The organism is Streptomyces sp. NPDC093546, assembly GCF_044765045.1.
Taxonomy (GTDB): Bacteria; Actinomycetota; Actinomycetes; order Streptomycetales; family Streptomycetaceae; genus Streptomyces.
Genome location: NZ_JBIWJG010000020.1, coordinates 37,423 through 63,109, shown reverse-complemented (window position 1 = coordinate 63,109; position 25,687 = coordinate 37,423). Strand labels below are relative to the sequence as shown.

Annotated in this window: 25 protein-coding genes, 1 pseudogene and 1 riboswitch; of the genes and pseudogenes, 20 read left to right on the top strand and 6 right to left on the bottom strand. The window is 73.3% G+C overall.

What is annotated here, in order from left to right:
- Nucleotides 1-20: 20 nt before the first annotated feature.
- Nucleotides 21-1,148, top strand: coding sequence for a dihydrofolate reductase family protein (locus tag ACIRNI_RS30080; RefSeq protein WP_403556259.1), 1,128 nt, complete (start codon nucleotides 21-23; stop codon nucleotides 1,146-1,148).
- A gap of 11 nt (nucleotides 1,149-1,159) precedes the next feature.
- A complete protein-coding gene (locus ACIRNI_RS30075) occupies nucleotides 1,160-1,921 on the top strand; it encodes a formylglycine-generating enzyme family protein (RefSeq protein WP_403556257.1) in 762 nt (253 codons plus the stop codon).
- On the opposite strand, the gene ACIRNI_RS30070 is transcribed toward ACIRNI_RS30075, so the two are convergent.
- Nucleotides 1,861-2,532: a DsbA family protein gene (locus tag ACIRNI_RS30070; RefSeq protein WP_403556255.1), complete on the bottom strand. Its 672-nt coding sequence runs from the start codon at nucleotides 2,530-2,532 to the stop codon at nucleotides 1,861-1,863. The two genes, ACIRNI_RS30075 and ACIRNI_RS30070, sit on opposite strands and share 61 nt — an antisense overlap.
- A gap of 11 nt (nucleotides 2,533-2,543) precedes the next feature.
- Complete coding sequence (locus tag ACIRNI_RS30065) at nucleotides 2,544-3,788, bottom strand: acyltransferase family protein (protein ID WP_403556253.1); 1,245 nt, start codon at nucleotides 3,786-3,788, stop codon at nucleotides 2,544-2,546.
- 248 nt (nucleotides 3,789-4,036) lie between these two features.
- On the opposite strand from ACIRNI_RS30065, the gene ACIRNI_RS30060 reads away from it, so the two are divergent.
- A complete protein-coding gene (locus tag ACIRNI_RS30060; RefSeq protein ID WP_403556251.1) occupies nucleotides 4,037-5,242 on the top strand; it encodes an IS701 family transposase in 1,206 nt (401 codons plus the stop codon).
- A 165-nt stretch (nucleotides 5,243-5,407) separates the two neighbouring features.
- Here ACIRNI_RS30060 and ACIRNI_RS30055 read toward each other — a convergent pair whose 3' ends face one another.
- A complete protein-coding gene (locus ACIRNI_RS30055) occupies nucleotides 5,408-6,379 on the bottom strand; it encodes a ScbA/BarX family gamma-butyrolactone biosynthesis protein (protein ID WP_403556249.1) in 972 nt (323 codons plus the stop codon).
- A 218-nt stretch (nucleotides 6,380-6,597) separates the two neighbouring features.
- On the opposite strand from ACIRNI_RS30055, the gene ACIRNI_RS30050 reads away from it, so the two are divergent.
- The 3 genes from ACIRNI_RS30050 to ACIRNI_RS30040 all read left to right on the top strand — a co-directional run bounded on the left by ACIRNI_RS30050 (nucleotide 6,598) and on the right by ACIRNI_RS30040 (nucleotide 9,013).
- Entirely contained in the window at nucleotides 6,598-7,221 is a 624-nt protein-coding gene (locus ACIRNI_RS30050; RefSeq protein WP_403556247.1) for a ScbR family autoregulator-binding transcription factor, read from the top strand.
- Nucleotides 7,218-8,153 carry an SDR family oxidoreductase gene (locus tag ACIRNI_RS30045; protein ID WP_403556245.1) on the top strand — a complete coding sequence of 312 codons (936 nt, stop codon included), beginning with the start codon at nucleotides 7,218-7,220 and terminating at the stop codon, nucleotides 8,151-8,153. Before ACIRNI_RS30050 ends, ACIRNI_RS30045 begins: the two co-directional genes overlap by 4 nt.
- 86 nt (nucleotides 8,154-8,239) lie before the next feature.
- Entirely contained in the window at nucleotides 8,240-9,013 is a 774-nt protein-coding gene (locus tag ACIRNI_RS30040; RefSeq protein WP_403556243.1) for an SDR family NAD(P)-dependent oxidoreductase, read from the top strand.
- Between the two features lie 83 nt (nucleotides 9,014-9,096).
- Here ACIRNI_RS30040 and ACIRNI_RS30035 read toward each other — a convergent pair whose 3' ends face one another.
- Together ACIRNI_RS30035 and ACIRNI_RS30030 are read right to left on the bottom strand one after the other, a co-directional pair.
- Nucleotides 9,097-10,554, bottom strand: coding sequence for an amidase (locus ACIRNI_RS30035; protein WP_403556241.1), 1,458 nt, complete (start codon nucleotides 10,552-10,554; stop codon nucleotides 9,097-9,099).
- Between the two features lie 210 nt (nucleotides 10,555-10,764).
- Nucleotides 10,765-11,367, bottom strand: a complete 603-nt coding sequence (locus ACIRNI_RS30030) for a TetR/AcrR family transcriptional regulator (protein WP_403556239.1) — start codon at nucleotides 11,365-11,367, stop codon at nucleotides 10,765-10,767.
- A gap of 107 nt (nucleotides 11,368-11,474) precedes the next feature.
- Between ACIRNI_RS30030 and ACIRNI_RS30025 the strand changes: the two genes are divergently transcribed.
- The 8 genes and pseudogenes from ACIRNI_RS30025 (at nucleotide 11,475) to ACIRNI_RS29990 (ending at nucleotide 19,066) form a co-directional block, all read left to right on the top strand.
- Nucleotides 11,475-13,172: a CocE/NonD family hydrolase gene (locus ACIRNI_RS30025; RefSeq protein ID WP_403556237.1), complete on the top strand. Its 1,698-nt coding sequence runs from the start codon at nucleotides 11,475-11,477 to the stop codon at nucleotides 13,170-13,172.
- An 80-nt stretch (nucleotides 13,173-13,252) separates the two neighbouring features.
- Complete coding sequence (locus tag ACIRNI_RS30020; RefSeq protein ID WP_403556235.1) at nucleotides 13,253-14,938, top strand: ABC transporter substrate-binding protein; 1,686 nt, start codon at nucleotides 13,253-13,255, stop codon at nucleotides 14,936-14,938.
- Complete coding sequence (locus ACIRNI_RS30015; protein ID WP_403556233.1) at nucleotides 14,935-15,885, top strand: ABC transporter permease; 951 nt, start codon at nucleotides 14,935-14,937, stop codon at nucleotides 15,883-15,885. The genes ACIRNI_RS30020 and ACIRNI_RS30015 overlap by 4 nt, the downstream gene beginning before the upstream one ends.
- Nucleotides 15,882-16,757 (top strand): ABC transporter permease, encoded by an 876-nt coding sequence (locus ACIRNI_RS30010; RefSeq protein ID WP_403556231.1) that lies wholly within the window; start codon nucleotides 15,882-15,884, stop codon nucleotides 16,755-16,757. Before ACIRNI_RS30015 ends, ACIRNI_RS30010 begins: the two co-directional genes overlap by 4 nt.
- Complete coding sequence (locus ACIRNI_RS30005; RefSeq protein WP_403556229.1) at nucleotides 16,754-17,809, top strand: ABC transporter ATP-binding protein; 1,056 nt, start codon at nucleotides 16,754-16,756, stop codon at nucleotides 17,807-17,809. Before ACIRNI_RS30010 ends, ACIRNI_RS30005 begins: the two co-directional genes overlap by 4 nt.
- 85 nt (nucleotides 17,810-17,894) lie before the next feature.
- Nucleotides 17,895-18,266: pseudogene (locus ACIRNI_RS30000) on the top strand (ATP-binding cassette domain-containing protein); the annotation flags it as partial.
- 195 nt (nucleotides 18,267-18,461) lie between these two features.
- On the top strand, nucleotides 18,462-18,611 hold the full coding sequence (locus ACIRNI_RS29995; RefSeq protein ID WP_403556335.1) for a hypothetical protein: 150 nt from the start codon (nucleotides 18,462-18,464) through the stop codon (nucleotides 18,609-18,611).
- Nucleotides 18,608-19,066 (top strand): DUF3237 domain-containing protein, encoded by a 459-nt coding sequence (locus tag ACIRNI_RS29990; RefSeq protein ID WP_403556227.1) that lies wholly within the window; start codon nucleotides 18,608-18,610, stop codon nucleotides 19,064-19,066. The genes ACIRNI_RS29995 and ACIRNI_RS29990 overlap by 4 nt, the downstream gene beginning before the upstream one ends.
- On the opposite strand, the gene ACIRNI_RS29985 is transcribed toward ACIRNI_RS29990, so the two are convergent.
- Nucleotides 19,051-19,479 carry a MarR family transcriptional regulator gene (locus tag ACIRNI_RS29985; protein WP_355353478.1) on the bottom strand — a complete coding sequence of 143 codons (429 nt, stop codon included), beginning with the start codon at nucleotides 19,477-19,479 and terminating at the stop codon, nucleotides 19,051-19,053. The two genes, ACIRNI_RS29990 and ACIRNI_RS29985, sit on opposite strands and share 16 nt — an antisense overlap.
- Nucleotides 19,480-19,660: 181 nt before the next feature.
- Between ACIRNI_RS29985 and ACIRNI_RS29980 the strand changes: the two genes are divergently transcribed.
- The 6 genes from ACIRNI_RS29980 to ACIRNI_RS29955 all read left to right on the top strand — a co-directional run bounded on the left by ACIRNI_RS29980 (nucleotide 19,661) and on the right by ACIRNI_RS29955 (nucleotide 25,668).
- Nucleotides 19,661-20,590 carry an SDR family NAD(P)-dependent oxidoreductase gene (locus ACIRNI_RS29980; protein ID WP_403556224.1) on the top strand — a complete coding sequence of 310 codons (930 nt, stop codon included), beginning with the start codon at nucleotides 19,661-19,663 and terminating at the stop codon, nucleotides 20,588-20,590.
- Nucleotides 20,591-20,593: 3 nt separating this feature from the next.
- Nucleotides 20,594-21,487, top strand: a complete 894-nt coding sequence (locus ACIRNI_RS29975) for an amidohydrolase family protein (RefSeq protein WP_403556222.1) — start codon at nucleotides 20,594-20,596, stop codon at nucleotides 21,485-21,487.
- 26 nt (nucleotides 21,488-21,513) lie between these two features.
- Nucleotides 21,514-23,043, top strand: a complete 1,530-nt coding sequence (locus tag ACIRNI_RS29970) for a long-chain fatty acid--CoA ligase (protein WP_403556220.1) — start codon at nucleotides 21,514-21,516, stop codon at nucleotides 23,041-23,043.
- Nucleotides 23,040-23,495 (top strand): MaoC family dehydratase, encoded by a 456-nt coding sequence (locus tag ACIRNI_RS29965; RefSeq protein ID WP_403556218.1) that lies wholly within the window; start codon nucleotides 23,040-23,042, stop codon nucleotides 23,493-23,495. Before ACIRNI_RS29970 ends, ACIRNI_RS29965 begins: the two co-directional genes overlap by 4 nt.
- A 48-nt stretch (nucleotides 23,496-23,543) precedes the next feature.
- Nucleotides 23,544-23,633: riboswitch (cobalamin riboswitch) on the top strand.
- 146 nt (nucleotides 23,634-23,779) lie between these two features.
- Nucleotides 23,780-24,865 (top strand): FecCD family ABC transporter permease, encoded by a 1,086-nt coding sequence (locus ACIRNI_RS29960; RefSeq protein WP_403556333.1) that lies wholly within the window; start codon nucleotides 23,780-23,782, stop codon nucleotides 24,863-24,865.
- Nucleotides 24,865-25,668, top strand: a complete 804-nt coding sequence (locus ACIRNI_RS29955) for an ABC transporter ATP-binding protein (protein WP_403556216.1) — start codon at nucleotides 24,865-24,867, stop codon at nucleotides 25,666-25,668. The genes ACIRNI_RS29960 and ACIRNI_RS29955 overlap by 1 nt, the downstream gene beginning before the upstream one ends.
- The last annotated feature ends 19 nt before the right edge of the window (nucleotides 25,669-25,687 follow it).

Here is a 25,687-nt window from a genome sequence, read left to right as displayed (position 1 = left end):
ACGAGAAGGAGCTTCGTACCGTGTCCATGCCCCATGTTCTGCTGTCGGCCGCGGTGTCGCTGGACGGCTGCCTCGACACCCGCCCGGGCGAGGACCGGCTGTTCCTCTCCAGCGAGGAGGACTTCCGGCGGGTGGACTCCGAACGCGCCTCCAGCGACGCCGTTCTGGTCGGAGCGGGGACGCTGCGCGCCGACGACCCCCGTTTGCGCGTGCGGTCGCGGGCCCCGCACGCGTACCCCCTGAAGGTCACCGTCACCCGGAGCGGCGATCTCGATCCCGCATGGCGGTTCTGGCACCACGGCGGGCGCAAGGCGGTGTACGCGGTCGGTGCCCGCGCGTACGCCCGGGCCTCGACCGCCGTGGGCGGTCTCGCCGAGGTGTACGAGGTGGCCGAGGGCGACGACGCCGCCTGGGAAGCCGTCCTGCGCCACCTCCACACGCTCGGCGTGCGGCGGCTGATGGTGGAAGGCGGCGGTCAGGTCCACACCCAGCTGCTCCAGCGGGGCCTGGCGGACGAGCTGCAGCTCGTCGTCGCGCCCCTGCTGGTGGGTCAGCCCGACGCACCGCGCATGCTGGGCCCCGGGCTCTACCCGGGCGGACCGCTGCACCGGCTGACCCTCGTCGAGACCCGGCCGGTCGGCGATGTGGTCCTGCTCCGCTACGCGTTGAACCGGCGGCCCGGCACCGACGGCCGGGCGACCGCGGCGGACCTGGCCTGGCTCGCCGAGGCCTGTGCGCTAGCCGCCGCGTGCCCGCCGTCTCGGACGGCGTTCTCCGTCGGCGCGGTCGTCGTCGCGGCCGACGGTGAGGAACTCGCCCGGGGGCACTCCCGGCAGGGCGGCGATCCCCACGTCCACGCCGAGGAGAGCGCGCTCGCCAAGCTGGCCGGGGACCCGCGGCTGCCCGGGGCGACGGTCTACAGCAGCCTGGAGCCCTGCGGCCGGCGCGCGTCGCGGCCTCGCCCGTGTGCCCAGTGGATCATCGATTCGGGGGTACGGAGGGTGGTGACGGCCTGGCGCGAGCCGGACACGTTCGTCGCCGCGGCGGCCGGTGCCGAGCTGCTCCAGGCGTCGGGCGTGACCGTGGTGGAGATCGCGCGGTACGCCGATGCCGCGATGAGGCCCAACGCGCATCTGCTGTCGAGCTGAGGAGGGAACGGGTGAGGGACGTGGTGGAGCGGGTGGGACAGGTGGAACGGGTGGACTGGGTGGAGGTCCCGGCCGGGCTGCTGCGCCGGGGCACGCCGGTGGACGAGGTGGCGGAGGTGGCCCACCGCTACCGGGACACCGGCGTGCCGCTGGAGTGGTACAGGAAGGAAGCCCCGCGTACGGAGATCCGGCTCCCGGCGTTCCGGATCGCCCGCACGCCCGTCACGGTCGGCCAGTGGACGCGCTTCGCGGTGGCCACCGGCAGGCCGGTCCCGCAGGCGTCGGCGGACCACCCCGTCGTCGGTGTCGCCTTCGACGACGCGACGGCCTACTGCCGGTGGCTCGGGGAACGCCTCGGCGGCGTCGCGGTGCGGCTGCCCACCGAGGACGAGTGGGAGCGCGCCGCGCGCGGTGACGACGGCCGGGAGTTCCCGTGGGGGGACGAGTACCGCACGGGGCTGGCCAACCTCGTGGACCTGGGCATCGGGGCGACGGTGCCGGTCGGCTCGTTCCCCGAGGGGGCCAGCCCGTTCGGCGTGCTCGACATGGCGGGCAACGCCGACGAGTGGACCTCCACCCGCTACGCCCCCTATCCGGGCGCCCCCGACGACGTGCCGCGTACCGAGGACTGGGCCTTCGACCCGCACGTCACGCGGGGCGGGTCCTTCCGCCACGACCGGGACCTGGCCCGGTGCGCCCGTCGGCACGGTGTCTACGAGCGGGACCTGGCGGCGCTCGGCGTGGGGTTCCGCGTGGCGGCACCGGCGGAGTGAAGGGAGCCGCCCGCGGGCGGGCGGAGCGCCGCGAGGACCTCCCGCACGCGGTCCGCCCGCGGGACGCCCTCCGTGCGCCAGGTGCCGATGGTCAGCGTCGGCACCGTGTGGATGCGGTGCGTCCGCCGGGCCTCCTCCTGCTCGCGCAGGTACTGCTCGGCGGCCGCCGCGGAGGTGACGTAAGCGCGGAACTCGCGTGCGTCGAGGCCGACGTCGGCCGCCAGGTCCCCCAGCGGTCCCGGGTCCGCGATGTCCAGGTGCTCCAGGAAGTGGGCGTCGAAGACGCGGTCGCTGTAGGCGAGGCCGGCGCCGTGCCGTTCCGCGTAGCGGTGGCCGCGCAGCGCCAGGCCCGTACGCGGCAGGGGCAGCGAGGGCGCCGAGCCGAGCCGGACGCCGAGGCGTTCGGCCATGGGCAGGACGGAGTTCTCCCAGACCCGCTCGGGGTAGTCGCCCTCGCCGGGCGGCGGGGTCCCCTCCGGGTGCAGCTCGTAGGCGCGCCACACGGTCCGGACGTCCGGATCGGTGACCGCGTCGGCGAGCACCTTGCGGGTCATCACGGAGAACGGGCATATGTAGTCGAACCACACGTCGATCGTCGTCACAGCGGTCATGGTCGTCAGCGTCATCGTGAGCCTCCGTCACGGGGCGGGCCGGACCGTCCGGCCCATGGAGCGGGTGGGGGTGGGGGTGGCGTTGCGGGTGGCCGGGCGACGCCCATGCGGCGGGTGACCGGCCGTTCGAAGAACGTGTACAGCAGCCAGGACAGCCCCAGCGTCACCACAAGTCCCAGGAGCAGCACCCCGATCCCCGCCGGGGTGTCCCAGGACCGCTCCGCGCCGACGGCCCGGTGCCCGTACATCTGCACCAACCGGTGCGACAGGTAGAAAGCGAAGGAGAGTTCGCCGAGGCGGACCAGGGTGCGCGTACGGAACGGTGAAACGTTTCCGCGCAGGTCCGCGGCGGCCGCGGCGGTGACGAGCCAGGCGAGCGGGACGACGGTCGCCGCCACCATGCCGTACGCGAACGGCACCACGAGCGCGACGCCGTAACCGGCGACGACCGCGAGCCCGGCGAGCGGCAGCCCGGGCCCGTGCCACCGCCCGGTCCACAGGATCCGCGCCATGACCATGCCGAGCACGAACTCCAGGGCCCGTACGGGCGGAAACGCGAACACGAACCAGTAGTGCTCCTCCGAGATCGCCAGCCACCACATGTCGGGGCCGGCGGGCACCAGGGCCGAGGCGAGGGCCGGGACGCAGAGGACGGCCGTCACGAGCCCCGCCGCCCACCACCACAGGCGGGCCGGGCGGATCGCGTCCACGAGCCGGAGCAGGAGGGGGAAGGCGAGGTAGAAGACCGCCTCGCAGGCGAGGGACCAGCTGACCGGATTGGCGCTGAGGATCACGTCGACGTCCGGCGTCCAGGTCTGGACGAGCAGCAGGTTGCGCACGGCCCCCGGCACCGCCTGGCCGGTCCAGGCAAGCAGGGCGACGGCGACGGCGAAGGTCAGCACGTGGCTCGGGTAGATCTTCCACGCGCGCCGCCGCCAGAAGCGGCGCGCGGTGTCGTCCGGGCGCGCCGACCAGGTGAGCAGGAAGCCGCTGAGGACGAAGAAGAAGGACACGCCGACCCAGCCCGCCTTGGAGAACAGCTGGACGAAGGCGGCGTTGGTGCCGGGGTCGCGGAAGACGTTCTCGTACGTCGCGTGGAAGAGGAAGACGAGCAGCGCGGCGGCGAACCGCATTCCGGTCAGGGACGGCAGCCGGCCGCCCCCTCTGCCTCCGCAGTCGGCCGCAAAGGTGCTCTTCCCGTCCGCGGGCGCCGGGGTCGCGGACGTCGGGGCCGCGACGCGTGCGTGAACTGCCAAGGCTCTTCCCCCTCTCCGTGCGTTCAGCCTGCTGGCCCACCCCGGGCCGGGCAACGCCGACTTGCACAAGAAGCGCCGACTTCCGGCCATCAACCACCAAACACAGGACAGGACTTGCGCAAGTCGTCACGGACCGGTGAACCCCCTTGGAAAATACAGAACGTTCTCTATTCTTTTACGAGTGAGGTGTCCTCTCACGCCGTCCGTCCGAACCAGTCGAGGGGGAACGCATCGTGGCTGCGCACGGCATGACGCAGTTACGGGGACCGGTCGATCCGGCCCCGATCGCCGCCTACACCGAGGAACTCTTCGGCCATCTGCCGCGCGCGGACCAGCGCAGGTGGGCGCACTCCTACCTGCAGGGTCTGCTCACCACGCCGGGCAAGAAGTCGGTCCGGCGGCTCGCCGCCGCCGTCTCCACCTCGCCCACGGCCTCGCAGTCGCTGCAACAGTTCATCAACGCGAGCCCCTGGGAGTGGGACCCCGCCCGGGGCGAGCTGATGCGCTGGGTCGAGGAGCGCGCCCCGGTCCGGGCCTGGACCATCGCTCCGGCCGTCCTGCCGAAGCGGGGCGACCACTCGGTCGGCGTACACCGCCGCTTCGTCCCCTCGGCCGGCCGCACCGTCAACTGCCAGGTGGCCCTCGGGCTCTTCCTCTCCGTCCCGGGGCACAACGTCCCGGTCGACTGGCGGCTGTTCCTGCCCGACCACTGGGCCGACGACACGGGGCTGCGGCGGCGCACCCGCATCCCGGACACCGTCCGGCACCGGCCCCTGTGGGCGGACACGCTGGACCTGACGGCGACCGCGGCCGCGCGCACCTCGCTGGCCGCGGTGCCGGTGGTGGCGGACATGACGGAGCTGCCGAGCGTCGCCCCGCTGGTCTCCGGACTCTCCCAGCGGGGGTACGACTTCCTCGTCGCCGTGCCCGACGCCATGCAGGTGATCGCCGACGGGCACCTCAAGGCGCAGCCCGTCGTGCACGCGGCGACGGCGGCGACCACGCTCAGCGCCCGGTCCTTCCTGGCCATGAACAGCCGGCGGCACCCGCACACGGCCACCGTGACGGCGTCCGACGGGCAGCAGCGGCTGCTCCGCATCGTCTCCGGCCTGGTGCGGGTGCCCGGCGTCCGGACGGGCGCCGGCGCGCCGCACCGCACCTACCGGCTCTTCGCCGAGTGGCAGGCGGACGAGCAGCGGCCGTCGGTGGTGTGGCTGACCAGCATGGTGCAGGCGCGCATGAGCGACCTGCTGGCGCTGACCCGGCTGCGCGCGGGCAGCGCCGCGACCGTGCACAGCCTGCGCGAGCACCTCGGGCTGCTGGACTTCGAGGGCCGGTCGTACCCGGGCTGGCACCACCACATGACGCTCGTGTCGGCCGCGTACGCCTACAGCCGCCTGGCCGGAATCACCCAACGGTCCGAGGCGCTCGGCCTGAGCAGACGCACGGCCTGACCCCTGCCCCCCCGGTGGGACCGTCGGCCGCCGCCCCCCTTCGGGCGCGGCGGCCGACGGTCCCTCCTCCCCCCGCCCGTTTCGGGCACGCGGAAAGGCGGGCGGTGCGGGCACGCCGTAGGGCTTGCCCGCACCGCCCGCCCGATCGTCAGGCGTGCCGCCGACTCAGCGAGCGGCGACCGTTTCCGTCGTCACCGTCGCGGAGAAGACCACCTGCTCCTCCTGCCAGGCGGTCACCTTCGTACGCCGCCGGCCGTGCTGGTCGTGCCACTCCGGTTGGTCCGGCTCGGCGGTGATCCAGCAGGGCGAGTCGAACTCGACGTACCGGAAGAAGGCGATGTCCATGCCGACGGGCAGCACCCGCCGGTGGGGATCGAGCGCCTGCGTGGCCTGGCGCGCGGCTTCCAGCAGGAGCATCCCGGGCGCGTGGTCGACCGGGTGGTCGAAGAGCACCGGGTGGGCGGTGTCCGTACGCAGCCGCCAGCGCCGGTCCCCGTCGGCGGGGGCGAGCACCACGTCCTGCGGCCGGTCGCGGCCCACGAGGGCGGGAGACACCGGCGGAGGCGGGGCGAGGACGCCCGCGAGGACCTTGTCGAGGTCGGCCCGGCCGGCGCGCAGCCGCTGGTAGACCGCCGGGCTGTAGCAGCCGAACCGGGTCTCGGCGGTGGCCAGCGGCACGCCGTCGCGCGAGACGTCGAAGTTCATGGTCACGGCGGCCAGCTGGCCGCTGCGGCGCCTGATGTCGGAGGCGGTGACCGTCAGTTCGAGCTCGGCGGGGACGAACTGTGCGGCGAGTGCGGAGGGGTTGAGCGTGTAGCGGAAGAAGTCCCAGCTGAGCCGGGTGCCGAACGGGACGTCGTACGCCGCGTGCGACAGGAGGGGCAGGGTCTGGCGGATGGTCTCGCTCAGCAGCAGCGGATCGTGCAGCCCCTCCTGCGTCAGGTAGAAGCTGTGCTGGCGGGGCCACTGGGCGGTGACGGTGAAGGAGTCGGCGCCCATCGGCCGCCAGCCCGTGAGGAACACCTCGGCGATGGCCGCGCGGTGCACGTACTCCCTGGGAACGGCGTAGGTCAGCGTGGGCGTGAGCACGGGCGCGGGCGCGGTGGACGCGACCGACTGCCGGGTGGTGTGAGACATGCGGAACCTTCCCCCTGATGTCCGATGTGTGTGACAGACCGTGCTGTACGGCGACGTCGTGCCCGCACACTCATAAAATAGAGAGTGTTCTTTTTGTTTGTCGAGGGAAACCGTGAGAACTTTCGCCAACCGCAGGTCAACGCAGGGGTGTTCAGGGTGTCGTCCCACATGGCGAGCGGATAGCATAAAGAGCGTTCTCTACGGTTAGGGGAGGGTGCATGCCACGGACGAAGCAGGAGCGGGCCGTTCGGACGCGCGAGGCGATCTTGCGCGCGGCCGCCGAGGTTCTCGACGAGTACGGCTTCGCCGGCGCGAGCATCACCAAGATCGCGGAGCGTGCCGGCGCCACCACCGGGGCCATGTACTTCCACTTCAAGTCCAAGGAGGGGCTGGCGCTCGCGGTGATGAACGCCCAGCCCGACACGATCGTCCCGATGCTGCGCTCCCGGGGCCTGCAACGGCTCGTGGACATCACGCTGCTGTGGTCGTGGCAGATCCAGCAGGACCCGATGCTGCGCGCCGCCGTGCGGCTGGCGGTGGAGCAGGGCGCCTTCGGGATGCGCGACGACACCTCCTACCGCACGTGGGTGCGGATCATGACGGACTGTCTGCTGGAAGCACGGCACGACGGCGAGCTCCGGGACTCCGTGGACCCCGTGGAGGTGGCCGAGTTCGTCGTGGGCGCCTGTACCGGCATCCAGCTCTACTCGCAGCTGGTGAGCGGACGGGCCGACCTGCCCCAGCGGACCGTGGGGATGTGGCGCAACCTGCTCCCCGGGATCGCCGTCCCTGCCGTCGCGGAGCGGATCGTGCTCGACGCCGACCGCGCGAGGCCGGCGTGAGCGCCCCCACCGGGCTCCGCGCGGCCCACCGGCAGGCGCAGTGTGCGGCGCGGGCGGACCGGGACGGCGGAAAGCGGCTGACCATCGCGGTGACCGGCGCCAGCGGCACGGTGGGCCACGCCGTGACGGCCCTGCTGGCACCACGCCACCGCGTGCGCGCGCTGACCCGGGACCCGGCCCGGGCCGCCCGCCGGGGGCTCGGGGGCGACATCGTCGGCGCCGACTTCGCCGACCGGGCCTCGCTGGCCCGCGCCTGCCGGGGCGCGGACGCCCTGCTCCTCGTCACCAGCGATCCGCTGCGGCCCGACCACGAGGACAACGTTCTCGCGGCGGCCCGGGCCGGCGGCGTACGGCACATCGTGAAGGTGTCCGCGCTCGCCGTGACGGAACCGGACGCCCAGGACCTGGTGACCCGCTGGCAGCGGGAGAACGAGGAGCGATTACGCGCCACGGGCATGGAGTGGACCCTGCTGCGTCCGCGCGCGTTCATGTCGAAGACGCGCGACTGGGCGCCGTCCATCGCCCGCGAGTCGGTGGTACGGGCGCTGTACGGCGACTCGCGCGTCGCCTGCGTCGACCCCCGGGACATCTCCGAGGTGGCGGCGCGGGTGCTGAGCACGCCCGGCCACGCGGGACGGGCGTACGCCCTCACGGGTCCCGCCGCGATCTCCCCCCGGGAGCAGTGTGCGGAACTGGCCGCCGCGGTCGGCAGGCCGCTGGACTTCGTCGAGCTGACCCCGCGGGAGGCCCGCGACGCCTGGCGGCGGCGCTACCCCGAGCCGCTGGTACGGGCCCTGCTGGAGATGAGCCGGCGTCAGGCGGCCGGCGGCAAGGCCGCGGTGGCCGACGGGATCGAGCAGGTGCTCGGACGCAGGCCCACCACCTTCCGGACCTGGGCTCGGGACCACGGCGACCACTTCCGGGCGGCGTGACCGGCAGACCGCCACGCGGTTCCCGGATCCCGTGAGGATGTCGTAACCGCCGCATGGCCGAGGCGCCGGGACAGTTCAATGGGTGCATGACAACTACTCAGTTACTGCTCACCGACAAGGTCGTCATGATCACCGGTGCCTCCAGCGGCATCGGCGCGGCCGCCGCCCGGCTGTTCGCGGCGGAGGGCGCGGCCGTCGTCCTGGTGGCCCGCCGCGAGGAGCGGCTGCGGGCCCTGGAGAAGGAGATCGCCGACAGCGGCGGCCGGGCCACGGCGGCGCCCGCCGACGTGACGCGGTCGGACGAGGTCGAGCGCGCGGTGGCCCTGGCGGTGGACACGTACGGCGGCCTGGACGGCGCGTTCAACAACGCCGGCTGGGCGACGGTCGGAACGGAGCTGCACGAGACCGACGACGCGGTCTTCCAGCAGATCATGGACGTCAACGTCCGGGGCGTGTGGAACTGCATGCGCCATCAGGTGCCGGTCATGCTCGGCTCGCCCTCCGGCGGCGCCATCGTCAACACCTCCAGCGTGGCGGGCGTCCTCGCCACCGGTGCCGTCGCCCCGTACGTCGCCGCCAAGCACGCGGTCATCGGCCTTACCCGGGCCGCCGCCGCCGAGTACGGGCAGCGGGGCCTGCGGGTGAACGCGCTGGTGGTCGGCAACACCCGTACGGAGCTGATGGACGAGGTGCTGGAGGAGACCCCGGAGATCGAGGCGCGCTTCCTCGCCCGCCCCATCCAGAAGCGGATGGCCGCCCCCTCCGAGGTGGCCCAGGCGGCCGCGTGGCTGTGCAGCGACCGCTCCTCCTTCGTGACGGGGGCCGCGGTCCCGGTGGACGGCGGCTGGACGGCCGCGTGAGCCCGACCCTCACCTGAGACCCGCCTACCAAGGTCCGCCGCCCCGGAACGGCCCGGGCGGCGGGCCCCACCCCCGGGCCTCCGTTACGCCCAGAGGCTGATCGCGGCCCCCCGGTCCTCGACGGCCTGGGCGGCGTCGAGGACGAGCTCCTCCTCGAAGCGGCCGCCGATGAGCTGGGCGCCGACGGGAAGGCCGTCGTCGAGGCGGACGGGCACCGTGACGGCGGGGAAGCCCAGGACGGGCACGGCGGTCATCGGCCACATCGCGGTGAACAGCCGTCCGGCGCGCGCCTCTTCGCCGAGGTCGGCGTCCTGCTCGAAGGGCAGCTCCGCGCAGACCGGGGTGAGCAGGAGCCGGCCGGAGCCGAGGAGCTCCTGGAGCCGGGTGACGAGCGTGGCGCGGCGGGCCCAGCCGGTGATGTAGGTCTCCAGGGTGGGGCGTTCGCCCCACTCGACGGCCGCGGCCGCGAAGTGCCCTGCCAGGGCTGTGCGGATCGCCGCGTCGCCGACCTGCTCGACCACCGGCAGCATGGGGCGCAGGTCCTCGGTGATCAGCAGCGACCACAGGCGCGCCGCCTCGGCGAGCAGCGGCAGGCCGTCCAGCTCCTCGACCTTGTAACCGGCGTCGCTGAGCCGCGCGGCGGCGTCGCTCAACGCCCGGTCGACGGCGGGGTGGTTGTCGACGGTGCCGATGCCGCGGACCACGGACACCGTGACGGGCCCGGTGCCGCCCGCCCGTTCGGGGATCGCCGGGACGCCGTGCGGGTGCCGCAGGTCGGGGGTGGTCATCGCCCGCAGGGCCAGCCGGGCGTCGGCCACGGTCCGGGCGAGCGGGCCCTGCACGGCGCAGGCGTGGACGGTGGGCGGGAAGTCCAGCTCGACGGGCCCGTCGGGCGTCTCGGCGAAGGCGGGCGGCGCCCAGTCGGAGATGCGGCCGACGGTGGGGCGTACGCCCACGACTCCGCAGCAGGCGGCGGGGAAGCGGATGGATCCGCCGATGTCGTTGCCCTGGGCGAGGGGCGTCATACCGGCGGCGAGGCTGCTGGAGGCGCCGCCGCTGGAGCCGCCCGGGGTGCGGCCGTGGTCCCAGGGGTTGAGCGTGCGGCCGTGCAGGTCGTTGGTGGTGAACCAGCGGAGGGAGAAGGCCGGGGAGTTGCTGCGGCCGAGCGGGATGGCGCCGGACCGGCGCAGGGCGGTGACGCAGGCCGCGTCGCCCTCGGCGGCCCGGTGGGCGAAGGCGGCGACGCCGTTGGTGGTGGCATACCCCTTCTGCTCCGTATTGACCTTGATCGACACCGGCACGCCGTGGAGCGGGCCGAGGTCTGCGCCCGCGGCGACCGCCTCGTCGGCGCGGCGGGCGTCGGCCAGGGCCTCGTCGGGGCGTACGTCCACCAGGGCGTTCAGCCGGGGGTTGGTCTCCTCGATGCGGTCGAGGCACGACCGCACCACCTCGACGGCGGAGACCTCGCGGGCCCGGACAGCGGCGGCGAGGTCGGTGGCGGTGCGCTGCCACAACTCGGTGGGCTGGGCTGCAGTTCCCATGGGATACCTCTTGGAAGGAGAGCCCCCGGGCGCGGCAGGGCGCACGGCGGGGACGGAGAAGAGGGGCGGAGAGGGCGGGGAGGAGCAGGGCGCCACGCGTGAGGTGTTCCGTGGCCGCTCGACGACAGAGGAGGAAACGCCGTCATACAACGGCGTTTCATCTCGGGGTCAGCCTGCTTCCGGGCGCCCGGACCTGTCAACCCTCACCCCTCACTCCTCTCCGGAGTGCCGCTCTCCCGACTGCCGCGACAGCAGGTCGACCAGCGCCAGCGCGACGCGCGTCCCCCGGTCGGGGTTCCAGGTGTCGGGGTCCTCCAGGGTGGACAGCCAGTAGCCCCGGAAGAGCAGGTGCAGGATGTCGGCGCTCAGCGCCGGATCGGGAACGCCGGCCTCGGCCACGAGGGCGCCCATCTCCTCACGGCTGCGCCGGGCGGTGGCCCGCCGGAGCTCCTCGACGTCCGAGCCCGCGTCGGAGCCGGCGCTGGCGATCTCCATCAGCAGGCGGCGCAGCACCTCGTCGTCCCGCTGGGTGGTGCACATCCAGCGGGCGACGGCCTGGAGCCGGTCCGGGCCGCTGACGCCCTCCAGCACCTCCTCCATCTCGCGCGCCCAGTCCTCCTCCGCGCGGCGCAGGGCGTTGATCATGAGCGCGGAACGGCTGGAGACGTAGTTGGTGACCATGGCCGTCGAGCCGCCGAGCTGCGCGGCCACGGCGCGGATGGTGACGGAGCGGACGCCTCGCTCGCGGGCGACCTGGATGGTGGCGGCGGCGATCTCGTCGAGCCGCCTCGCCTCGTCTACCTCAATCGGCATGTCGCAGACCTTAACTCAGGGGGTTGACCCGCTTATCCGGAGCTGCAATGTTGTCATACAACGCCGTTACATGACGCTGTTGTTTCTCAATTCCTGGAGAACACCGCATGACTCTGCCCTGCGAGCGGATCGGCCCCGCCCCCGTCCCCGACCAGGCCCGGCAACACCTGGTCCGGATGCGCGACGGGGTACGGCTGGCCACGGACGTCTACCTCCCGGAGGACCTCGACGAGGCCGCGGTCCCCGCCGTCCTCGTCCGCCTCCCGTACGACAAGAACAGCCGCTACGTCTTCTTCGACCGGATCGCCGCGCTCTTCACCGCCCGCGGCTACGCGGTCGTCGTGCAGGACGTGCGCGGCAAGTTCCGCTCCGGCGGCCGGACCCTGCCGTTCCTGCGCGAGCCGCAGGACGGTTACGACACCCTCGACTGGATCGTCCACCAGCCCTGGTCGGACGGGGTCGTGGGGATGTTCGGCGACTCTTACTACGGTTTCACGCAGTGGGCGGCGGTCGCCGCCGAGCACTCGGCGCTGCGTGCCATCGTCCCGCGTGTCACCACGGTGGACTTCAACGCGACCTCGCAGAGCGACCCGCTCGACGGGGGCGCGGTCGGCAGTCCCGTCTGGCTGGAGGGCATCGAGTACTACGCCCACTACTGGGTCGACAACGGCACGTACGACTACGAGCCGGACCGCTCGCTGCGCCCCGTGATCGAGCAGTACGAGCAGGCGTTCCGCGCCATCGGCGCGCGCTCCGCGTGGTTCGACACCCTCGCGCCCCGCTACACGAACCTCTTCCCGGCGCTGGGCCGCCACCCCTTCGACGCCCGGCCCGTGCCGGTGCTGCACTGCGTCGGCTGGTTCGACAACATCCTGATCCCGCACATGCGCGACTATCTGGAGCTGGCCTCGCGGCCGGGGTGGGACGCCGTGCAGTACCTGTGGGCCGGTGCGGTCGACCACGAGAACTACCACCTCGACCGTGCGCCGGTGGCCGAGGAGGACGACCACGCCGTGAGCGAGGCGGCCCTCGCGCGCATGCTGCCCGCCTACGTCGAGCCCGCCCTCGCCTTCTTCGACGTGTTCCTCAAGGGCGTCCGTCCGGTCTCCTCGCTCCCCAAGGTGGACTGGGAGCTCGGTCACGCCGGCCGGCGCACGTCCGGCGCATGGCCCCCTGCCGAGTCCGCCGAGCGCGTCCTCTGGCTGGGCGACCCGGCCGACGCGGCGGGACCTCTGCCGGGCGCCCCGCTGACCGAGGAGCCCGCGGCCGAGCAGCGCGGCACGCGGTGGGTCCACGACCCGGGGTCGCTCGTGCCGTCGCTGGTGCCCAACTCCTTCGCCTTCCTCCAGACACACCCCGACGTGGCGCCCGTCGCCGCGCGCGAGGACGTCCTCGCCTTCAGCGGACCGGTGCTGTCCGAGCCCCTCGACCTGGCCGGCCCGCTCGGCCTGGACCTCCATGTGACCAGTACCGCCCCGGTGTTCGACCTCTACGCCAAGGTGCTCGACGTCTCCCCCGACGGCCGGGCGCACCTGATCGCCCGCGGCCAGGTGTCGGTGCGCGGCCCCCAGGCGCCGGACGAGGTGCACATCGACCTGGGCCACACCGGTTACCGCGTACGCCCCGGGCACCGGCTCGCGCTGATCGTGGCGAGCAGCGACTACCCCATGTTCCTGCCGTGCCCGGGCACGGACGAGAACCCCTGGACCACGGTCACCGCGAAGTCGAGCACGCAGACCCTGCGCACCGGCGGGGCGTGCCCGTCGCGCCTGACCGTCACGGTCCTGCCTCCACGGGCCGACTGACCCCCGCTCGTACACGCCCCCCACAGAAGGATTCCCTGAAGGACCGTCAGAGCCACGCAGTCCCCGATCAGGAGCACCTCATGCACGCTCCCAGAACCACCCCCGGCACCGCCCCCGGAACCGCCCGCACCCTCGCCGCCGCCCTGTCCGCGCTGGTGACCCTCTCCGCCTGCACGTCCGGCGCCGGCGGCCCCTCCGACCCGTCGACGAGCGCCCCGAAGCTGACCACCACCACGCCCGCCGCCACCGGCGCCCTCGACCAGGTCACCTGGAACCTCCCGATGGGCGAGCCCACCACGCTCGACCCGGCCAAGGTCGGCGACTACTCGCCCAGCACCGTGGTGTCCAACCTCTGCGACCCCCTGCTGAGGCTGAAGGCCGACTACTCCATCGCGCCGGGCCTCGCGACCTCCTGGCACCGCCCGGACCCGAAGACCCTCGTCCTCGACCTCCGCGAGGGCGTGCGGTTCTGGAACGGCGAGCCCATGACCGCGCGGGACGTGGTCGCCAGCCTGCTGCGGCAGCGCGACCCCGCCACGCAGAGCGTCAACGTCGCGGTGATGGCCGGCGTCACCTCCGTCACGGCCACCGGCGCCCACCAGGTGACCGTCCGTTTCAAGGCGCCGGACCAGCTGTTCCTGAAGTACCTGGTCAACGGCTTCGGAGCGGTCAGCGAGGCCGCCTACCTGAAGAAGGTCGGCTCCTCCTACGGCACCGCCAAGGGCGGCCTGATGTGCACCGGCCCCTTCCGGCTCTCGAGCTGGAAGTCCGGCGAGTCCATCACTGCGGTGCGCAACGGCGGCTACTGGGACGCGGCGCTGCGGCCGAAGGCCGAGAAGCTGACCTTCAGGTTCATCACCGACAGCTCCACCCTCACCAGCGCCCTCCTCTCCGGCCAGATCGACGGCAGTTACGAGATCCCCTCCACCGTCACCAGGGCGCTGCGCTCCTCCCGTGCCGGCACCGTCTACTACGGCCCCTCGGCCCAGACCGTCTTCCTCTACCCCACGAGCACGGCCTCCCCGCTCGCCGACCGCCGCATCGCCGACGCGCTGTCCCTGATCCTCGACCGCGACGCCCTGATCAAGAACGTCTACGACGGCGCCGCTCAGAAGCCGAAGACCTTCATCCCGTCCCTGGTGTGGAAGAACAGCGAGGCCGCGGCCGTCTACGCCACGGCCCATGACGCGCTGCCCGCGCTGCCCGCCGTCGACGAGGACAGGGCCAGGAAGCTGGTCGAACAGGCCGCTCCCCGGCAGCGCACCCTCACCGTCGCCATGGGCGCGGGCGACCAGCAGTCCCTCCAGACCCTCACCTTCCTCCAGGCCGCGGCCAGGCGGATCGGTCTGGAGGTCGTCATCAGGCAGCTCCAGCCGACGCAGATGTCCGGCCTGTTCTACGACCCGTCCGCCCGTGAGGGCCTGGACGCCACCATGGTGCTGGGCTACGTCGAGGTACCGGACCCCCTGTCGTACGCGGAGATGCTGACGGCGCCCGAATCCCCGCTGAACTGGACGAAGTACCGCAACGCCGAGGTGACCGCGCTGCTGCGGCAGGCCAGGGCGACGCTGGACCCCGCCCGGTCGGCCGCGCTCTTCACCCGGGCGCAGGCGCTGTACGCCGAGGACCTGCCCCTGGTGCCCCTCGCCTGGCCCCACGAGCGGATGTTCCTCAACAAGCGCCTCAGCGGCGCCCCCGCGTCGTTCGCCTACATCAACATGCCGTGGGCGGCCCACCTCGGCGGCACCGGCGAGGGCGGCTCATGATCTGGCGGTTCGTCGTCCGCCGTGCGGCGATGCTGGCGGTGACCGCGCTCGTCGCCGGACTCGCCCTCCACGGCGCCCTGTTCCTCTCCCCCGGTGACCCCGCCACCCTGCTGATCGGCGGGGGCAAGCCGCCCAGCCCCGAGCTGCTGGCCGAGATCCACCGCCAGTACCACCTCGACGACCCCTTCCTGGAGAGCTACTGGCGCTGGCTGAGCGGCATGCTCCAGGGCGACGCGGGCCAGTCCCTGACGTACAAGGACTCCGTCACCCACCTGATCGCCGACCGCATCGGCAATACCCTGTTCCTGGTGGCGTACGCCGCCGTCCTGATCATCGTGCCGGGCGTGCTGCTGGGCACGCTCGCCGCCCTGCGCGGCGGCTGGGCCGGCACGCTCGTGACCGTGGTGACCACCTCCCTCATGGCGGTGCCCACGTTCGTGATGTCCGTCCTGCTGATCTGGTGGCTCTCGGTGCGGACGGGCTGGTTCCCGGCGTACGGCGCGGGAGAGGGCTTCGGCGGGCGGATCGAGCACCTCACCCTGCCCGCGCTGGCGCTCGCCGCGTCCTGGCTGGCGTACGTCGCCCAGGTGACGCGCTCCGCCGTCCGCGCCGAACTGGGCGCGGAACACGTCCAGACCGCGCGCAGCCGGGGCGTTCCCGAACGCGTCGTCGTGCGCAAGCACGTCCTGCGCAACGCCTCCGGGCCGATCTTCTCGGTGTCGGGTGTGGCGGTCGCGGGCCTGATCGCCGGCTGCGCGATCGTCGAGCAGGCCTTCGGCGTCAACGGCATCGGCGCCCTGCTCATCCAGAGCGCCGCCAAGCAGGACTTCGCGGTCGTGCAGGCACTGGCCCTGATCGCCGTGGTCGTCTTCGTCGCGGTCAACACCCTCGTGGACGTGGTCACCGCCGCCCTCGACCACCGCGTTCCGCTGGGAGGCGACGCATGAGCACGTACCAACTCGCCGCGCTCACCGGGGGCGAGGGACGGTTCGGCCGGGTCCGTGCCCTGGCCCGGGGCCGGGGCGTCCTGATCGCCGCCGGGTCGGTCGTCGTCCTGGTCGTCCTCGCCGCCGTGTGCGCGCCGCTCCTCGCGCCGTACGACCCCGACGCCGTGGACCCGTTCGCCGTGTACCAGGGCGGCTCGGCCGCGCACTGGCTCGGCACCGACGACACCGGGCGCGACATCCTCTCGCGGCTGCTGTACGGGGCCCGGCCCAGCCTGCTGGCGCCCGCCGTGGTCACACTGGCGGCCGGAACGGCCGGCACCGCCCTGGCGGTGTCCGCCGCCTGGCTCGGCGGCTGGTACGACCGGCTGGTCTCCGGCCTGCTGGACCTGGTCTTCGGCTTCCCGGGGCTGGTCCTCGCCGTCGTCGCGGCCGCCGCCTTCGGCGCGGGCCTCGGCGTGGCGGTGATGACGCTCTCCCTCGCGTACCTGCCCTACATCGCCCGCACCGTGCGCGCCGCGGCGCTGCGCGAGTGCCGGATGCCGTACGTGTCCGCCCTGCGGATGCTCGGCATGTCCGGGTGGCGGATCTGCCTGCGCCACCTGGTGCCCAATCTGCTGCCGCTGGTCCTGGTCCAGCTGACGACCGCCTTCGGGTACGCGCTGCTCGATGTGGCCGCGTTCTCCTTCATCGGTCTCGGCACCCAGCCCCCGGCCGCCGAGTGGGGGCTGATGGTCGCGAACGGCTCCACCGGGATCCTCGCCGGGCGGGCCGAGCAGTCGCTCTACGCCGGGCTGGTGATCGTGGTGTTCGTCATCGCCTGCAACCTGCTCGGCAGCGGCCTGTCCCAACGCCTCCTGGGAGACGACCGATGACCGAGTCCCCCGCCCTCCTCGAAGTGGACGGGCTGCACGTCACCCTGCCCGTCAAGGGCGGCCGCCGCGGCACGGTGATCCACCGGGTCGACCTCACCGTGCCCGCCGGGACCGCCGTGGGTCTGGTCGGCGAGTCCGGTTCGGGCAAGTCGCTGACCGCGCGTGCCGTGCTGCGCCTGCTGCCGCCGGGCGCCCGGACGAGTGGGGACATCCGCTTCGACGGCGCGTCCGTCCCGGCCATGGGCCCGGCGGCGCTGCGCGCGCTGCGCAGCCGGGACGTCGCCATGGTGTTCCAGGACCCGCGCGCCCACATCAACCCCGTGCGGACGATCGGCGACTTCCTCACCGAGGGGCTGGTCACCACGCGGGGCGTACGTCCCCGGACCGCCGAGGCGACCGTCACAGAGCTGCTGCGCGCGGTGGGCATCGCCGACGCGCCGCGCCGGCTGCGGCAGCGCCCGTCGGAGCTGTCCGGCGGCCTGCTCCAGCGGGTGATGATCGCCGCCGCGCTGGCGGGCGAGCCGCGGCTGCTGCTCGCCGACGAACCGACGACGGCGCTGGACGTGACCACGCAGGCGGAGGTCATGGCGATCATCGAGGAGGCCCGCGCCGAGCGGGGCCTCGCGATGCTGTTCATCACCCACGACCTGGCCCTCGCCGCCGCCGTCTGCGACCGCATCGCCGTGATGTACGCGGGCACGGTGGTGGAGGAGCTGCCCGCCGAGCGCCTGCACACGCGGGCGAACCACCCCTACACGCGGGCGCTGCTGGCCTCCCGCCCCGCACCGGGCGCGGACGCCCGGCCGCTGCGGGCCATCGCGGGCCGGCCGCTGTCGGCGTTCGAGGCCGGGCCGGGGTGCGCCTTCGCGCCGCGCTGCCCCGGCGTACGGGAGGTGTGCCGGACCGAGCGCCCGGCGCTGCGGCCCGTCGGCGGAGCCGCTCCGGACGGGGGCGGCGCCGCCTGCCACTTCCCGGTCACCTTCCCGATCCAGCCGCACGCCGTGCCGCGCGCGGGCGACAGGAGCACCGACCGTGTCCGACGCGACCACTGAGCCGCCCGCCCTGGAGGCCTGCGGACTGCGCAAGCTGTACGGGGACTTCGTCGCCGTCGACGAGGTCGGCCTGACCGTCCCGCCCGGCGGCGCCCTGGCCGTCGTCGGCGAGTCCGGGTCGGGCAAGACGACGACCGCCCGCATGATCGCCGGGCTGGAGACGCCGACCGCCGGGACCATCCGGCTGGGCGGCCGCGGCCGGCCCGGCCCCCGGGCGCGGACGGCCGAGCGCAGGCGCTTCGCCCGGGAGATCCAGATGGTGTTCCAGGACCCGTACGCCTCGCTCGACCGCCACCAGCGGGTCCGCGACTGCGTCGGGGAGGTCCTCGCGCTCCACACCGGGCTGCGCGGCTCCGCCCTCGACCGGAAGGTGGCCGAACAGCTGCGTGAGGTCGGGCTCGACGAGCGCCAGGCGGGGTCACTGCCCCGCGCGCTGTCGGGCGGGCAGCGCCAGCGCGTGGCCCTCGCCCGGGCGCTGGCGGTGCGGCCGCGCGTGCTCGTCCTCGACGAGGCGGTCGCGGCGCTGGACGTCTCCGTGCAGGCGCAGATCCTCACGCTGCTGCGCGACATCCGCGAACGGACGCGCGTGGCCTACCTGTTCATCACCCACGACCTCGGCATCGTGCGGCACGTCTGCGACGACGTCGTGGTGATGCGCCGGGGCCGCGTCGTCGAACGGGGCCCGGCGTCCGCCGTCCTGTCCGACTCCCAACACCCCTACACCCGTCATCTGCTCGACGCCGTGCCCCGGCCCGGCTGGAAGCCCACCCGTCGCACCGAACCCACTGGAGCATCCTCATGACGTCCGCCCCTTCCCTGACCTTCGTCTTCGAGATCCGCGCGCAGATCGCCGAGCACCTGCACATCGGCCACGGCGACGGTGAGCGCACCGAGTTCACGCCCATCACCGGCGGCAGCGTCGCCGGCCCCCGCCTCAACGGCACCGTCCTTCCCGGCGGCGGCGACTGGTCCAGCACCCGGGGCGAGATCTTCCAGCTGGAGGCCCGCTACCTCGTCCGCGCCGACGACGGCGCCGTCATCGACATCGTCAACCGCGGTTACTACCACGAGGGCGCCAAGAGCCCGGAGCAGTACGACGGCGAGCTGATGGTCGCTCGGGCCGGCACGTACTTCCGTACCGCCCCGGTGTTCCGTACCGACGCCCCGGCGCACCGCTGGCTCGCCGAGACGGTCTTCGTGGGTCTCGCCCGCGAGGAGGACGGCCACATCGTCATCCGCTGCTACAGCGTCGACTGACCCTCGGTGACGCGCAGGAGCAGCGCGTGGAGCGCGCGGCGCTGCTCCTCGTCGAGGGGGGCGAGGAGCTGCTCGGTGACGTGCGCCGCGTCGCGGTCGCTGTCCCGCAGCAGCGTCCGGCCCTCGTCCGTCAGGACGACGATCCGGTTGCGGCGGTCGCCCGGATCCGGGCGCCGCTCGGTGAGCCCGAGGCGCTGGAGGTCGTCCACGAGGCTGACGATGGCGCTGGGGTCGTAGCCGAGCCGGCTGCTCAGTTCGCGCTGGCGGGCGCCGTCGACGGTGGCGAGGTAGCGCAGCAGCGCGTAGTGGCGCAGGCGGAGTCCGTGCTGTTCGAGGGCGCTGTTGAAGAGGCTGCCGGAGCGCAGGCCGAGCCGGTAGAGGAGGTAGCCGGTGTCGGCGTGCAGCGCGCGCATCCAGGGGGCGCCGGTGATGTCGTCGCTGATCGGGGGCTCCTTGGGCCGTTCGGGACACGGATCGCGCTCACGATCCCATAGACGAGTCATCACAACAACCATTGACGACGACAATGATTGCTCTTAGCTTCTTTTCAGCGCGCCTCCCGGCGCGCTTCCGTTCGACAGATGGAGGCCGGCGATGTCCGTGGACCTGAAGCCTGTGGATCTGACGGGGAAGGTGGCCGTGGTCACCGGCAGCGGGCGCGGCCTGGGGTACGCGTACGCCGCCGCGCTCGCCCGGGCGGGCGCCGCGGTCGTGGTGAACGACGTGGACGCCGACGCGGCCGAGACCGCCGCGAAGTCCCTCAACCAGCTGGGCGGCCGCGCGGTCGCCGAAGCCGTGGCGGTGGGCACCACGGAGGCGGCGGAGCGCCTGGTGGCCCGGGCGGTCGAGGAGTTCGGCCGACTGGACGTGATGGTCACCAACGCGGGCATCCTGCGCGACCGGGTGCTGTGGAAGATGACGGACGACGACTTCGACACCGTCATCGCCACGCACCTGCGGGGCACGTTCACCTGCGCGCGCGCCGCGGCGGTACGGATGCGGGAGCAGGGCGAGGGCGGCAGCCTCGTCATGGTCGGCTCCCCCGCCGGCCAGCGCGGCAACTTCGGGCAGACCAACTACGCGGCCGCCAAGGCCGGTATCGCCGCGATGGTGCGGACCTGGTCCATGGAGCTGGCCCGGTCGGCGATCACGGTCAACGCGATCGTGCCCGTCGCCGCCACCGCGATGACCGAAACGATCCCCGCCTTCGCCCCGTACGTCGACGCCCTGAAGCAGGGCCGGCCGCTGCCCGGCTTCCTGCGCAAGGGCGAGGGGTTCGGCACCGCCGACGACTGCGCCGCGCTGGTGCCCTTCCTCGCCTCCGACGCCGCGCGCGGCGTCACGGGGCAGTGCGTCGGCATCGGCGGCGACCGGCTCGCCCTGTGGTCGCACCCGCGGGAGACGGCGGTGGCGTACGCGGACGGCGGCTGGACCCCGGAGTCCATCGCCGCGGTGTGGGACACGTCGGTCGGACGCGAGCCGCAGAGCGTCGGCATCCCCGCACCCCGGATCCCGGAGGCGTAAGTCATGTCAGCGACGCAGCAGTCGGCCCGCATCGACGTCGACTCCCTGACCGCGATCGACGTCCACACCCACGCCGAGGTCTCCAAGGACGGCCACGGCGCGCTCAGCCCCGAGCTGTTCGCGGCGTCGGAGGCGTACTTCAAGGCCCACGGCCACCGGCAGCCCACCATCGACGAGATGGCCGCGCACTACCGGGAGCGGAAGATGGCCGCGGTGGTCTTCACCGTCGACGCCGAACACGCCACCGGACACCCCCGCATCTCCAACGAGGAGATCGCCGAGAGCTGCGCGGCCCACGCGGACGTGCTGATCCCCTTCGCGAGCGTCGACCCCTTCAAGGGCCGGGCGGGCGTCCGCGAGGCCCGGCGGCTGGTGGAGGAGTACGGCGTACGGGGGTTCAAGTTCCACCCCAGCATCCAGGGGTTCTTCCCGAACGACCGGATGGCCTACCCGCTGTACGAGGTCATCGAGGAGACCGGCGCCATCGCGCTGTTCCACACCGGCCAGACCGGCATCGGCGCCTCGGTCCCGGGCGGCGGCGGGATCCGGCTGAAGTACTCCAACCCGCTGCACGTCGACGACGTCGCCGCCGACTTCCCGGAGCTCGGGATCATCCTCGCGCACCCGTCGTTCCCCTGGCAGGACGAGGCCCTGGCCGTCGCCACGCACAAGCCCGGCGTGCACATCGACCTGTCCGGCTGGTCGCCGAAGTACTTCCCGGAGTCCCTGGTCAGGTACGCCAACTCCCTGCTCCAGGACAAGGTCCTCTTCGGCTCCGACTATCCGGTCCTCACCCCCGACCGGTGGCTCACCGACTTCGACAAGCTGCCGATCAAGGACGCGGTGAAACCGAAGATCCTCAAGGAGAACGCCGCCCGGCTGCTCGGCCTGACCTGAGACCTTCCCGACCCAAGGAGCGGCCCATGCGCAACGAGGGAGTGGGGTCCTGGCCCGCACGGAGGGCCCGCAAGACCCCCGACCGCCCGGCGCTCGTCCAGACGCAGAGCACGCCCGGCGACACCACCTTCACCTACGCCCAGGTGCACGAGCGCACCACCCGCCTCGCCCACGTCCTGCGCGCGCGGGGCGTGCGCCGCGGCGACCGCGTCGCCTACCTCGGCCCCAACCACCACACCTTCCTGGAGACGCTGTTCGCGGCCGGCGTCCTCGGCGGCGTCTTCGTCCCGCTCAACACCCGGCTGGCCGCCGCCGAGATCGACTACCAGCTGCGCGACAGCGGCGCCCGCGTCCTGGTGTACGCGCCCGGCCACCAGGACGTCGTCGACGGCCTGACCATGGCCCGGCCCGACACCCTCCTGGCCGTCGGCCCCGACTACGAGTCCCGGCTCGCCGCGTCCTCGGCCGCCCCCATCGACGAGACGGTCGACGCCGACGACCTGTGCCTGATCATGTACACCTCGGGCACGACGGGCCGGCCCAAGGGGGCCATGCTCACCCACGCCAACCTCACCTGGAACGCCGTCAACGTCCTGATCGACCAGGACCTGCGCGCCGACGAACGCGCCCTGGTGGCCGCGCCGTTGTTCCACGCGGCCGGACTGAGCATGCTCACCCTGCCGGTGCTGCTCAAGGGCGGCAGCTGCGTCCTCGCCGACGGCTTCGACCCGGCCCGGGCGCTGGAGACCCTCGCCCGGCACCGCGTCACCTTCATGTTCGGCGTGCCGACGATGTTCGACCTCATGCGCCGGCAGCCCGGCTGGGAGTCCGCCGACCTGTCCTCCCTGCGCCTGCTGACCTGCGGCGGCGCACCCGTACCCGTCCCGCTCATCCGCGCGTACGAACGGCGCGGGCTGGTCTTCCAGCAGGGCTACGGCATGACCGAGGCCGCGCCCGGCGTGCTGTTCCTGGACGCCGGACACGCCGTCTCCAAGGCCGGATCGGCGGGCGTCCCGCACTTCTTCAGCGACGTACGGGTGGTGCGGCCCGACCTGACCGAGGTGGACACCGACGAGGTGGGGGAAGTCGTCGTACGCGGACCCCACGTCAGCCCCGGCTACTGGGGGCTGCCCGAGGAGACCGCCGCCACCTTCGCCGGAGGCTGGCTGCACAGCGGCGACGCCGCCCGCGTGGACGCCGACGGCTACGTCACCATCGCCGACCGGATCAAGGACATGTACATCTCCGGCGGCGAGAACGTCTACCCCGCCGAGGTCGAGAGCGCCCTGCTGGCGCACCCCGACATCGCCGAGTGCGCCGTCGTCGGCGTACCCGACGACCGGTGGGGCGAGGTGGGCCTCGCGGTGGTCGTCCCCCGGGACGGCGCCCGCATCGACCCCGAGGGGGTGCGGGCCTTCCTGGCGCCCTCCCTGGCCAAGTACAAGATCCCGAAGTCGGTGGTGGTCGCCCCCGAACTGCCCCGCAACGCCTCGGGAAAGCTCCTCAAACACCTGCTCCGTACGCGCTACGGAACCCGGAAGGACACACAGCGATGACCCTCACCGTCGACGGCCTGGACGCACTCAAGGCCCTGGCCGGCAGCGACCTCGGCACCAGCGACTGGCTCGACGTCACCCAGGACCGTGTCGACACCTTCGCCGACGCGACCGGCGACCACCAGTGGATCCACGTCGACCCCGAGCGCGCCAAGGAGGGCCCCTTCGGCGCCCCGATCGCCCACGGCTACCTCACGCTCTCCCTCTTCATCCCCCTGTTCACCGGCCTCCTGGACGTCCGCGGCGTCACCACCAAGGTCAACTACGGTCTGAACAAGGTGCGTTTCCCGGCTCCCGTCACCGTCGGGTCCCGCGTCCGGCTCGCCGCCCGCCTCGCCGACGTCGCCGACGTGCCCGGCGGGGTGCAGATCACCGTGGACGGCACGATCGAGATCGACGGCGGCACCAAGCCGGCCGCCGTGCTGCAGAGCCTCTCCCGCTTCTACGCCTGACGGTCTGGCGGTCTGGCGGTCTTGCTACGCTGCGGTACGCGTCCCGTGGGGGAAGTCCGGTGAGAGTCCGGCGCTGACCCGCAACGGTAAGCGCGAGCGCCCCGGTTCCCGGTGGCGGTCGCGCCAGCCCGATCACCCGGGGGACGGCTTGGATTCCCGACCACTCGCCGTGGACTGCGAGAGGGGGATGCGCGCGGACCCCGTCACACACCGGCGGAGTGCGGGCCACTCCTCATACGCGTGACGACACGGCGCCCGACGCGTGAGGACCACCCTTGACCACGGTGACGACCGCCACCACGGCCGCGAAGGCGGCCGGTCCCGCTCCCCCGCGCCGGATTCCGCTGCTGCCCCTGAGCGCCGCGCTCAGCGCGGTCCTGCTGCTCTCCCTGGTGTGCGGGGTGGGACTGGGGGCGTCCGGCCTGACGTGGGGGCAGGTGGGGCACTTCCTGCGCGCCGGGCTGACCGGCTCCGCGATCCGGCCCGACGAGGTCTCCGCGTACACCATCGTGTGGGAGATCCGGCTGCCGCGCACCGTGCTGGCGGCGGTCGTCGGGGCCGGGCTCGCGGTGACCGGCGTCGCCGTCCAGGCCATGGTGCGCAACGCGCTGGCCGACCCGTTCGTCCTGGGCATCTCCTCGGGTGCGGCGGTCGGCGCCAACGCCGTCATCCTGCTCGGGGCGCTGTCCGCGCTGGGCGTGTGGGCGCTGTCCGTCTCGGCGTTCGCCTCCGCGCTCGTCGCGATGGTGCTCGTCTACGCGGCGGCGCGCAGCGCGCACGGGCTGACGCCGCTGCGGCTGGTGCTGACCGGCTCCGCGATGAGCTACGGCTTCTCGGCGGTCACCACCCTGATGGTCTTCAACGCGGAACGCGGCGAGGCGGCCCGGTCGGTGATGATGTGGCTGCTGGGCAGCCTCGGCGGCGCGACCTGGGGCTCGCTGCCGTTCGCGGCCGCCGCCGTGCTCGGCGGCACCGCGTACCTGGCCGTGTCGGCGCGGCGGCTCGACGCGCTCGCCATGGGCGACGAGACGGCCGCCACGCTGGGCGTGCACCCGGGGCGCCTGCGCCGGGAGCTGTTCGTCGTCACGGCCGCCGTCACCGGCGCCGTGGTGGCCGTCAGCGGGGCCATCGGGTTCGTCGGCCTGATGGTTCCCCATGTCGTACGGATGGTGGTGGGCGCGGACCACCGGCGGGTGCTGACGGTGGCGCCCCTGGCGGGCGCGGTCCTGCTGGTCTGGGTGGACGTCCTCTCGCGTGTGCTGCTCGCCCCGGCCGAGCTGCCGTTGGGCGTGATCACCGCGGTGGTGGGCGTGCCGTGCTTCCTGCTGCTGATGCGCGGCCGTCGCGGCTACGCCTTCGGAGGCCGCTGATGCGTCTGGACATCGAGGACCTGTCGGTGGAGGTCGCGGGCGCCCGGCTCGTCCACGACATCACGCTCACCGCGGCCGAGGGCCAGGTCGTGGGCCTGGTCGGGCCGAACGGCAGCGGCAAGTCGACCCTGTTGCGCTGCGTGTACCGGGCGCTGCGCCCGGCGGCCGGGCGGGTCCTGCTGGCGGGTGACGACCTGCACGCCCTGGGCGCGCGGGAAGGTGCCCGGCGGCTGGCGGCGCTGCCGCAGGAGTCGTCGGCGGAGTTCGACTTCACGGTCGCGGAGGTCGTGGCGATGGGCAGGCTGCCGCACCGGCGGCGCGGCCCCGGCACACCGTCCGACGCGCGCGCGGTCTGCGCGGACGCGCTCGCCCGGGTCGGCGCCGCGCACCTCGCGGAGCGCGGCTTCCTCTCCCTCTCCGGCGGTGAGCGGCAGCGCGTGCTCATCGCCCGGGCGCTCGCCCAGCAGCCGCGCGTCCTCGTGCTGGACGAGCCGACCAACCACCTCGACATCGCGCACCAGTTGGACGTCCTCACGCTGGTACGGGAAGCCGGCCCGACGGTGCTGGCCGCGCTGCACGACCTGAACCTCGCGGCGCTCCACTGCGACCTGCTGTACGTGATCGCCCGGGGCCGCATCGTCGCCTCGGGCGCCCCGCACGACGTTCTCACCCCGCGGCTGCTGGCCGAGGTGTTCGGGGTCAGCGCCCACCGCGTACGGCATCCGCGGACCGGTGCCGTACAGCTCCTCTTCGACCGGCTCCGCGACCAGCTCCACGACCAGGAACAGGAACACCGCCCGTGACGCACTCCCGCCCGGCCGC